Here is a 10,051-nt window from a genome sequence, read left to right as displayed (position 1 = left end):
AATGCTTAAATGCGGATGCAAATTTAAGACAAAGTTTCTATCGCGCAAACTTTTTCAAAAAGATTTTCATTAAAATTTCAATTTTTTTCTGAAAGCATATTTTTTCTGTTCATTTCCAGACACTTCCAAAATATTCGCTTTTCCATTGCGTTTGTAAAGCATTCAGCATATTATTATTAAATTCGCCACTTCAGTAGAATTACAAGAGTATTTATGACAGATTTCAACTTTAGTAAGTGGAATAAGATCCTGGGATGGCTGGTATTTCTTATTGCCCTCACCACCTATACACTTACTCTGGAACCAACGGCAAGTTTCTGGGATGCCGGTGAATATATTGCTACCTCTGCCAACCTGGAAGTTGGTCACCCACCAGGAGCTCCTTTCTATCAAATGATGGGTGCGTTTTTTGCCACTTTTGCGGCAGACAATACTCAGGTCGCCCTAATGATCAATTTTATGTCTGGGTTTGCCAGTGCCGTAGCCATCATGTTCATGTTCTGGTCTATCAGCTTACTGGTTTTAAAGATCGCCGGACCGCGAGAAACTCTTACCAATGCTAAGAAAATAGCCGTTCTGGGTAGTGCCCTTGTTGGTTCACTTGCATTTACTTTTACCGACAGCTTCTGGTTTAATGCCGTGGAAGCCGAAGTGTACGCCATGGCCGCCTGTTTTATGTCGGTTATGTTCTATTTAGGACTACTCTGGGAACGGGATATGTTTACTCCGCGTGGAAATCGCTGGATCATATTGATCTCCCTGGTCATCGGACTCTCATTCGGGGTTCACTTTATGGGTTTGCTAACACTACCGGCTATCGGATTCCTTTATTTCTTTAAAAACTACAGGAAGGTTACCGTCAAGAACTTTATCATCGCCAACGTGGTCGTGGTCGCTGTTCTTATGTTTATTTTCAAACTGTTATTGCCTTATACGCTTACCTTCTTTTCTGCTTCAGAATTGTTCTTTACTAATTCCCTGGGAATGCCATTTAATACGGGAACGGTTATCGCTCTACTTGCGATCATCGCCGTATTCTATTTCCTGATCAATCTAACACGCAAGCGTAAGCTTTATCAGTACAACACACTCCTGCTTTGTGTATTATTCGTTTTAATTGGTTTCTCCAGCTGGGTAATGCTACCGGTACGTAGTAATGCGCCAACCGTGATCAATGAAAATAGTCCCGACAATGCACGTGAGCTACTCGCCTATTATAATCGTGAACAATATGGGGAAACTCATTTATTTTATGGCCCTCAGTGGTCTGAGATGTATTCCGGACTTGATGAGGATAATCCTTATCGTGATGGAAAACCTCAATATGAAAAAGACGAGGAACTTGGAAAGTATGTGATCGTTAATGAATATAAGAACGCACGCCAGAACCTGGACGATGATCATAAGGCTGTGCTGCCAAGAATGTGGAGTACCGAGCATGCTACCAATTACATGGAATTTACCGGTCCTCTGGAATTCACGATCAAACCAGAATTCCAAAGTGAAGAAAGACTTATAAGTGCTATTAATGAATTTCGCTCTCAGTTTTCCCGTGGTGAAAGGGATATGGAAGACTACCATAATTTCTTAAGACAGTTTAGCGATTACATTAATGTAGAAAAACCTTCATTCTCGTCTAACATCAGCTACTTCCTGGAGTATCAGGTTGGCTATATGTATTGGCGTTATTTTATGTGGAACTTCACCGGAAGACAGGATGATATCCAGGGAAAATTTGGTGATCTGCATGGAAACTGGATCAGCGGAATCGATTTTATTGATGAATGGCATATTGGTTCGCAAGAGAATTTACCTTCAGATGTAAAAAATAATAAAGCTCGAAATACCTATTATTTCCTACCGCTTTTACTCGGACTAATCGGACTCATTTTTCAGATGAAAAGAGATCAAAAGAATTTTTGGGTGCTTATGGTATTTTTCCTTTTTACCGGGATTGCTCTTAAAGTTTATCTGAATGAAAGGCCTTTTGAACCCAGAGAACGAGACTATGCACTTGTTGGATCCTTCTATGTTTTTGCTATCTGGATAGGCTTTGGAGTCTATGCCATCTTCGATAAACTTAAAGGAAAGATTGGTCCTAAAATTCTGGCTCCGGTAGTGGTGATCGCAAGTTTACTTGCTGTACCAACGCTGCTTGCTTCGGAAAACTGGGATGATCATGATCGCTCCGGCAGAGACACGGCGCTTACCATGGCCCGGATGTACCTGGATTCCATCGATGAGAACGCCATTATATTTACTATTGGTGATAATGATACTTTTGCACTCTGGTATGTACAGCAAATTGAAAAATACCGTACCGATGTTCGCGTAATCAATACAAGTTTACTGGCAACCGACTGGTATATTGATCAGATGAAGCGAAAAGCTTTTGATAGTGATGCGATCCCGTCGCAATTACCACAGGACTGGTACAATGGAAAGAACGATGCTATCTTCCTGCGCGAAGTAACTCAGGATACTATTGGTATCAAAACCTGGATGAATTATATTCAGAATGAAGACCCAAGAACTATGGCCGAATTACAAAGCGGATCCATGATCAACACCTTCCCTTCTAAATATGTCCGAATCCCAGTGGATAAACAGAATGTACTGGACAATAATATCGTAGACCGTTCTGAAGCAGATGAGATCGTTGATCATATAGATATTGAGATTGGTGATCAGGTGCTTTACAAGAACAGGTTGTTGATGCTCGATATCATTGCCAATAATGATTGGAAACGCCCTATATATTTTACCGGCGGAAGTTTTGGTGATGATGATTACCTATGGATGAAAGATTATCTTCAGTTGGAAGGAGTCACTTATAAACTGGTTCCTATTCAAACTCCTCTTGATCCCCGAAATCCATTCGATATGGGTCGCGTGAATACCGAGAAGATGTACAATATCGTGAAGAACTGGAATTGGGGAAATATGGGATCTTCAGAAATTTATCATGATCCTGAAACCCGCAAAAACTCTATTACCTATAGAAGCAACCTGGCAAGACTGACAGAAAACCTCCTTAATGAAGGCGATACTATACATGCTGAAGAGATCCTTGACCTGGGAATGGAACATATGCCGGTAGAGCATTATGAATATTACACGTTACTAGAACCATTTATTACCGGTTATTACGAAGTTAATAAACCTCAGAAAGCCCGTGAGATCTGGGAAAAAGTGACTAAGAAATATCAGGAGAACCTGGAATTCTATAGTAACTGGGAAGTAGAACGTCAATACAGATATGCAGATGAGATCATTACAGATATGGAACGTTACCGCGGTCTGGTTGACATTATGATGGTTTATGAGGATCGCGAGACAGCCAGAGAAAAAGCCGAAGAATTCAATACCTATCTAAAAAAGTTCAGGCATTTCTACCGTGAGGATGAAGAAATAGATGCTGAAGCAAAATCACCGCAACAGGAGATACTGGAAGCGCTGGATGGCGCAACTCCCATAGAGCAACCGGACGATTCGGTTTCGCTGCAAAGTGATCAGCAATAAAATTAAACCCGGCCAATTGCGCCGGGTTTTTTATTTTTGAATATCGATGAGTATATTCCTACCTAAATATCCTTCAGTCCTGAAACTTCTTTATCCAAAACGCATTTCCAGGATAGAGGATAATAATGCTATCTTTTTAACCTTCGATGACGGCCCAATCCCAGAGATCACGCCATGGGTACTGGATTTGCTCGAAGACTATTCTGCTAAAGCTACCTTCTTTTGTATTGGGGAGAATGTTGAAAAGCACCCGGAAATCTTCCGAAGTATTTTAGAGAAAAAACACACGGTAGGAAATCACACGTACAATCATCTAAACGGCTGGAAAACCTGCAAAGCTGCTTATATCGCGAATACCCAGAAAACTCAGCAAGTATTTACTACTAACAAATTTTTTCCAGAGACAAAATTTTTTAGACCGCCTTATGGCAAGATCATGAACGCTCAGGCGCGTGAACTTGTGGAACAAGATTATAAAATAGTGATGTGGGATGTAATAAGTGGTGATTATGACCTCAATATTTCAGCAGAAACGTGCTACCGGAATGTCATAAAAAATGCTGCCGCTGGAAGTACGATCGTCTTCCATGATTCAGAAAAGGCATTTAAAAAACTCAGGGAAGTATTACCCAGAGTGATGAGTTACTATGCTGAGAAAGGCATTGCTTTCAAAAGTCTTACTGATGCTCCTTTAAAAGACCAATAAGCGTATTTGCATTCTGCTCACCGCTTTGGCGCCATTTCATTTCACCATCCCTGTAGATCATAAGCGTTGGCAAACCCTTTACTCTCAAGGCTTCAGCAAGCTGTGAGTTCTTGTCTACATCGATCTTTATAACCTTGGCTTTATCACCTAAGGCGGCCGCGACATCACGTAATACCGGGTGCATAGCTTCGGAAGCTTCGCTCCATTCAGCATAAAAATCCAGAAGTACCGGAATGTTCAGATCTACTAGTTCACCAAATTTTGACATAATTCAGTATTTATTTATTCGGTTATTTACCGTGTTCGCCAGCTATAATCAAATATAGGAAATTCTTTGTATTAAGCTGGTTTAGGTCCTTTTTTCAGTTCGATGACGCTAATTTCGGGCCATATTCCTATTCTACCAGGATATGCCAGAAATCCGAAGCCTCTATTTACATTAATATAGCGTCCTGCTTCCTCGTAAATTCCAGCCCAGTGCTTATAACGATACTGCACAGGGCTCCATTTTAACCAACCCGGAATCTCAATTCCAAATTGCATCCCATGTGTATGGCCGCTAAGCGTCAAATGATAATGTTTTTCATCTTTTTTAACCTCTTCTTCCCAGTGAGAAGGATCGTGGCTAAGTAGTACTTTAAAATCTTTACTGGAGAGTCCGTTTCCGGCTTTTTGAAGATCACCGGCCTTTTTAAAGCCGCCAATTCCCCAATTCTCTACTCCCACCAGCGCTATCTTTTCTCCGTTTCTCTCAATAAGACTGTGTTCATTCAGCATTAGCTTCCAGCCCATTTCTGCATGAGTATCCTTCAGGCGTTGTAAATTCTGCTTTTTTGCTTCCGGACTTTCCCACTGCGTATAATCCCCATAATCATGATTTCCGAGGATAGAATATACACCGTCCCTGGCATTTACCTGCGAGAATATATCTTTCCAGTTCTCCATTTCCGAAGCTTTATTATTCACAAGGTCTCCGGTAAAAACCACCAGATCACTTTCCTGGTCTTTTAAGAGATCAACCCCATACTGTATCTTTTCTTTATTATCGAAACTTCCACTATGCACATCACTAATCTGGCTGATGGTATAACCATCAAAAGCCTCGGGAAGGTCATCGAAATAAAGTGTATATCGCAACACCCTGAAGTTGTACCGACCTTTTACCATTCCGTATAACAAACCAGCAAATGGAATTGCAGCAAGACCCAAGGCAACGGTACTTATAAATTTTCTTCTTGATGGAATAGAAAAACTTTCCGAAGAGCCGAATAATTTTTGAAGACCTGCAAATGGAAGCCTTAGAAAATCCTCCCCTAGCAGAACTAAAGCAAGTACAATTTTCGCTACAAAGAATGCAAGAAAAACACCTATCGCGTAGCCTCTACCACCTCCAAAACCATCATTAGGATTGGGCTGATTAAATTGATAGAAAAGATTAGCAATTACGATGATCGAAATCAGGAAATAGAACGAGGTTACCCAAACATTCTTTGAAAATACCCGTAAAGCCTGAAAAGCGTAAAGATCTACGATGATGTAGATAACGGCAAGAATCAACCAGCGCATTAAGTAGTTTTTTGCGAAGATATTGGGAATCCTGCGGTTGCCACAGATTTTTAGTTCATTTTAACTAATAAAGACAAAGGCAGAATAAATAAATATCCTACCTCTGTCCAACAAACTATTAAATTTACTGTGCGCTCCAGCCGCCGTCCAACACGTAGGCTGATCCTGTAATTGCTGAAGCATCTTCCTTCGCTAAGAAAAGAGCTAATTCTGCGATCTTTCTTTCCGGGATGAATTCTTTGACGGCCTGCTTCTTAAGCATCACCTGTTTTACTACCTCATCTTCGGTAAGACCATGAGCTTTCGCCTGGTCCTGGATCTGTCCTTCCACCAAAGGAGTTTTTACATAACCAGGGCAAATAGCATTACAGGTAATGTTATAACCTGCACCTTCCAGACCCAGTACTTTCGTTAAACCTATGACTCCGTGTTTTGCAGATACATAAGCCGACTTATATTCTGAAGCCCGGATGCCGTGTACAGAGGAAATATTGATGATCCTGCCAAATCCATTACTTTTCATAGAAGGCCAGACGGCTCTGGAAGCAACAAAAACAGAACTCAGGTTGATGGCTATGATATCATTCCATTTATCCAGTGGAAATTCTTCTACTTTGGAGACATATTGAATTCCGGCATTATTTACGAGTATATCGATCTTTCCAAATTCATTTATTGTTGTTGCAATAAGTTCTTTAATAGCCTCCTGATCCTTCAGGTTAGCATTGGAAAAATTTGTTCGTACTGAATGTTTTTCACGAATTTTACTGGCGATCTCTGCGCCATTCTTTTCCAGTCCATGAAACATAATATCGTATCCGGCATCAGCAAATGCAATCGCAATAGACTTACCAATTCCACTGGTACTTCCGGTTATCAAAGCTACTCTGTTCATGATCTAAAAAATTTTAGAAGTGCTTTATTAAATTTTTCTGGCTGATCCATGGTTACGCCATGCCTGGAATCATTAATTACTTCCAATTTTGCATTTATCATTTCTGAAGTGTAAGATTGCTTTAAAGTCACCGGTGTATAATCCAGTTCTGATGCAACTACCAGAGTTGGTGTCTTTATAGTTTTAATCTTATCTCCAATTCCCCACTCCATAAGTGTGATAAAAGAATTGTAATAAGCCTCCAGATCGTTCTCTTTTGCTCTCGAATAAAAAGCTGTTCTCAGATCTTCCTGATCCTTTTCAGGAAACATTCCTTCAGCTACTTTTTTTGCCATGGCATCCATCCCCTGGGACCTCAACATTTCAGTTCGTTCTGCGACCATTTGCTCTCCCATCTCTCCTAGCGCATTAAAATCTGGCGCGGTATTCACAATGACCATTTTCGAGATTCTTTCACTGAACCTGGTAGCCATCTCAAATGCGATCGCGCCACCCATTGAAAAACCTACTACGATGCAATCTGCTATCTTCAATTTATCCAACAACAGCTTCATGTCTTCTGCACACTTTTGAACTCCGTAATCCTCTTTTAGCTTAGGTTTTGAAGAGTTCCCGTGTCCCCGAAGATCTGGCGCTATGATCCTAAATTCTTCTGAAAACAATTCCTTCTGAAGATCCCAATCTGCCTTTGTAGATCCCAATCCGTGAAGAAGAAGAATTACTTCTCCTTCTCCCCGATCAAGATATTCAAGGCTAATCCCATTTTCTAATTCTGCTTTACAGATCATCTGTTATACAGGATTTAATCTTAATTCTTTCCTATTGGCAGGTGATATTTCAGCTCTACCATAAACAGTCTTCCAATTTCCGGAGAAGCCACAAATTGTCTTACTTCAGAATCAAAAAGATTGGTTACAGAAACTCCAACGGTCCAGTTATCGTTCACGTGGTAACCAGCGTTAAGATCCATATTAAAGAATCCTCCTAGTGGACCATAATTCCAGGTTCTACCGTTTCTCGCATTTTCGATCACGTCATTTACTCCATCACCATTCAGGTCCTGAGTTTCAGCAGCGATATTGATCCCTGAAAAGAAGTCATATTCCTGTACATAACGGCTATATAGAGATCCAAAGAATTTAGCTCCGGTATAGTAATATCCAATCCCAAATTTATTTTCTGGAGTATTGATTGGAAGATCTGTCTCCAGTACCTGTCCATCTCTGTTTGCATCGTTCGCCGGATCATTCTCATCCAGTTCATATCCAAAATATGAGTAGTTGAAGGAGAGTCGGTTTTTATCATTTAGGAAGTAGTTGATCCCAAGATCTGCACCATAAGTATCCACTTGTCCGAAGTTGAGGTACGTAAGTACAAAAGAACCATCTGAACCTGCGATCACATCTCCAATTGGAGTCTCTCCCCTGGTCGCAACCGGAGAAGTCGCTGAAATGTTGATAAGCGGACTTAAGAAATCTTCAGATTTATTGTAGTATGCATTCGCTTCGAAAAATGTCTTTTCTCCAAACAATTTTCCTTTATATCCAATTTCCCAGGATTTTATAGTTTCAACTTTTAGCTCAGGAATTTCTGTGCCATCCTGTAACGTGAAACCTTCTCCATTACCCAGCACAAGACCCCCAAAAAGGTTTCCGCTAAGGTTTAATATCGATGGAGCTGCAATACCTTTTCCATAAGTTAGCCTGAAACTACCAAAGTCAAAGTTCTTTACGATCGCTGCTTTCGGAATAAAGTTTCCTCCATATAGTTCATGATCATCATATCTACCTACGAATAAAAGATCCACTCCTGCATTCTCAAAACTATATTCCAACTGGCCGTAAACGCCAACCTGGTCAATTTCAATGGTTCCTTCTTCATCTAAAAGATAAGTACCATTAGAATCGGCATTATCTTTCTGGTATTGAGCACCAACTACGTAAGTTAGGTTTCCGAAGTTATTATTATACTGCGCTTCTGCATTCAACCTTGTAGAAGCATCCTCGAACACAGATCCTCTTGGAAGGCTAATTCCGCCATTTGGAGCTCCTTCAATCGGGAACCACTGCTCAGTAAATGATCTTGCTCTGGCTTCCTCATCTGTAAATCCATTATTGATAAAAGAAACATAGTTTTGTGTACGCTGGTTGATCGCGTAGGTATCTTCAGTTTTACTCCAAGTGTGATATAAGTTTCCGTAGAAATGTGGAGAAACATATTTTAACTGTAAATAATCTATAGACCAGTCCTTAATCTGGTTTCTACCAGCATTCGTAACTCCAAGGTTTGAGTTATTACTGTGCCCGTAAGAAGCGATCAAATCACTGGTTTCATTAAGACTGAAATAAGTAGCCGCACCATATTTTGTTGTAGAAAAGTCTCTGTCCAGATCTAATTCATTGTATGCTGTAGTTCCCACATAAACTGAATCTACATAATCAAATTCCTCTCCCTGAGTTCTTTCTGCCCAGACTTTAAAAGCAAATTTATCGCTCACCTCCATGGCATAGCGCCCACGAACTGTGAACTGCTTCTGGTTACCAGCTCCAACCACAAGGTCCAGACCTTCAGAAGTTCTTGGGTCTTTGGTTAGTGTATTTACGAGTCCGTTATGCGCATTAGGACCATAAAGAGCCGCGTTAGGGCCCAAAATGATCTCGACTCTTTCAATATCTTCCTTAGTGATCGTCGTAAACGAGCCCAGTGGCAAACCTGTAGCTACCAGCGAAGAAATTCTACCATCTTCTACCTGAAGGTTTTTAGAGTTGAAAGCCGAATTGAATCCGCGAATATTGATTCCGGTTCCCTGCACTCCTGTTCTAATAAAATCCACTCCTTTTTGTCTGGCGGCTAATTCACCCGGATTGGGACCAGGAAAGTCGGCAATCTGCTTTGCAGAGATCACATTGACCGTAGCCGGTGCTTTAGTGATCTTCTGTGGTCTTCTATTTGCTGAAATCACAACTTCATCCATTACTGAGGATGATGGATTTAAACTAAAATCCATGGTCATGTTCTGCCCATCAGCAATCGTAATATCCCGGGTAAGAGTTTCGTAACCCATAAAGAAAACCTCAATGGTATAATCATCTGGCTCAAGATCCAGTTTATAATTTCCATTCTCGTTGGTAGTAGCACCGGTGTTGGTTCCTCTTACTACAATATTGGTTCCCAGTAATGGTTCCCCGGTAGCGGCATCTGTAACTGTCCCGCTAATACTTCCCGTTTGAGCGTATGCAAAAACGCCGAATAGCATGCTCATAATGGTGAAAAGTCTGATCTTCATAAAAGATAGTTTTTGATTGTTTTAAGACGAAATTAACAAGAGTATGCGGTACTGGGTGGGCAGAGTCAAGATTGTG

The 10,051-nt window shown here is 40.7% G+C and carries 7 protein-coding genes; 2 read left to right on the top strand and 5 right to left on the bottom strand.

Annotation, left to right across the window (positions count from 1 at the left end):
- Positions 1-213 precede the first annotated feature (213 nt).
- Together ACNI3T_RS08920 and ACNI3T_RS08915 are read left to right on the top strand one after the other, a co-directional pair.
- Positions 214-3,522 carry a glycosyltransferase family 117 protein gene (locus tag ACNI3T_RS08920; RefSeq protein ID WP_418227499.1) on the top strand — a complete coding sequence of 1,103 codons (3,309 nt, stop codon included), beginning with the start codon at positions 214-216 and terminating at the stop codon, positions 3,520-3,522.
- Between the two features lie 46 nt (positions 3,523-3,568).
- Positions 3,569-4,228 carry a polysaccharide deacetylase family protein gene (locus ACNI3T_RS08915; RefSeq protein WP_418227498.1) on the top strand — a complete coding sequence of 220 codons (660 nt, stop codon included), beginning with the start codon at positions 3,569-3,571 and terminating at the stop codon, positions 4,226-4,228.
- On the opposite strand, the gene ACNI3T_RS08910 is transcribed toward ACNI3T_RS08915, so the two are convergent.
- The 5 genes from ACNI3T_RS08910 to ACNI3T_RS08890 all read right to left on the bottom strand — a co-directional run bounded on the left by ACNI3T_RS08910 (position 4,200) and on the right by ACNI3T_RS08890 (position 9,975).
- Positions 4,200-4,496: a thioredoxin family protein gene (locus ACNI3T_RS08910; RefSeq protein ID WP_141878856.1), complete on the bottom strand. Its 297-nt coding sequence runs from the start codon at positions 4,494-4,496 to the stop codon at positions 4,200-4,202. The two genes, ACNI3T_RS08915 and ACNI3T_RS08910, sit on opposite strands and share 29 nt — an antisense overlap.
- 71 nt (positions 4,497-4,567) lie before the next feature.
- The gene (locus ACNI3T_RS08905; RefSeq protein WP_418227497.1) at positions 4,568-5,794 is read right to left on the bottom strand and encodes a metallophosphoesterase; all 1,227 of its coding nucleotides are present in this window, start codon (positions 5,792-5,794) and stop codon (positions 4,568-4,570) included.
- Between the two features lie 124 nt (positions 5,795-5,918).
- Positions 5,919-6,689, bottom strand: coding sequence for a 3-hydroxybutyrate dehydrogenase (locus ACNI3T_RS08900; protein WP_418227496.1), 771 nt, complete (start codon positions 6,687-6,689; stop codon positions 5,919-5,921).
- Positions 6,686-7,477, bottom strand: a complete 792-nt coding sequence (locus tag ACNI3T_RS08895; RefSeq protein ID WP_418227495.1) for an alpha/beta fold hydrolase — start codon at positions 7,475-7,477, stop codon at positions 6,686-6,688. Before ACNI3T_RS08895 ends, ACNI3T_RS08900 begins: the two co-directional genes overlap by 4 nt.
- 20 nt (positions 7,478-7,497) lie before the next feature.
- Positions 7,498-9,975 (bottom strand): TonB-dependent receptor, encoded by a 2,478-nt coding sequence (locus tag ACNI3T_RS08890; protein WP_418227494.1) that lies wholly within the window; start codon positions 9,973-9,975, stop codon positions 7,498-7,500.
- Positions 9,976-10,051 lie beyond the last annotated feature (76 nt).

It is taken from the genome of Christiangramia qingdaonensis (genome assembly GCF_048381525.1).
In the GTDB taxonomy this organism is placed as follows: Bacteria; Bacteroidota; Bacteroidia; order Flavobacteriales; family Flavobacteriaceae; genus Christiangramia.
Note: the sequence above shows the minus strand (reverse complement) of the source record. Positions and strands in the feature narration are given on the sequence as shown.

What these genes read in the sequence shown, in the direction of transcription:
- ACNI3T_RS08920 (WP_418227499.1), top strand. Translation starts at nt 214, where the DNA reads ATGACAGATTTCAACTTTAGTAAGTGGAATAAGATCCTGGGATGGCTG.
- ACNI3T_RS08910 (WP_141878856.1), bottom strand. Translation starts at nt 4,496, where the DNA reads ATGTCAAAATTTGGTGAACTAGTAGATCTGAACATTCCGGTACTTCTG.
- ACNI3T_RS08905 (WP_418227497.1), bottom strand. Translation starts at nt 5,794, where the DNA reads ATGCGCTGGTTGATTCTTGCCGTTATCTACATCATCGTAGATCTTTAC.
- ACNI3T_RS08890 (WP_418227494.1), bottom strand. Translation starts at nt 9,975, where the DNA reads ATGAAGATCAGACTTTTCACCATTATGAGCATGCTATTCGGCGTTTTT.
- ACNI3T_RS08895 (WP_418227495.1), bottom strand. Translation starts at nt 7,477, where the DNA reads ATGATCTGTAAAGCAGAATTAGAAAATGGGATTAGCCTTGAATATCTT.
- ACNI3T_RS08900 (WP_418227496.1), bottom strand. Translation starts at nt 6,689, where the DNA reads ATGAACAGAGTAGCTTTGATAACCGGAAGTACCAGTGGAATTGGTAAG.
- ACNI3T_RS08915 (WP_418227498.1), top strand. Translation starts at nt 3,569, where the DNA reads ATGAGTATATTCCTACCTAAATATCCTTCAGTCCTGAAACTTCTTTAT.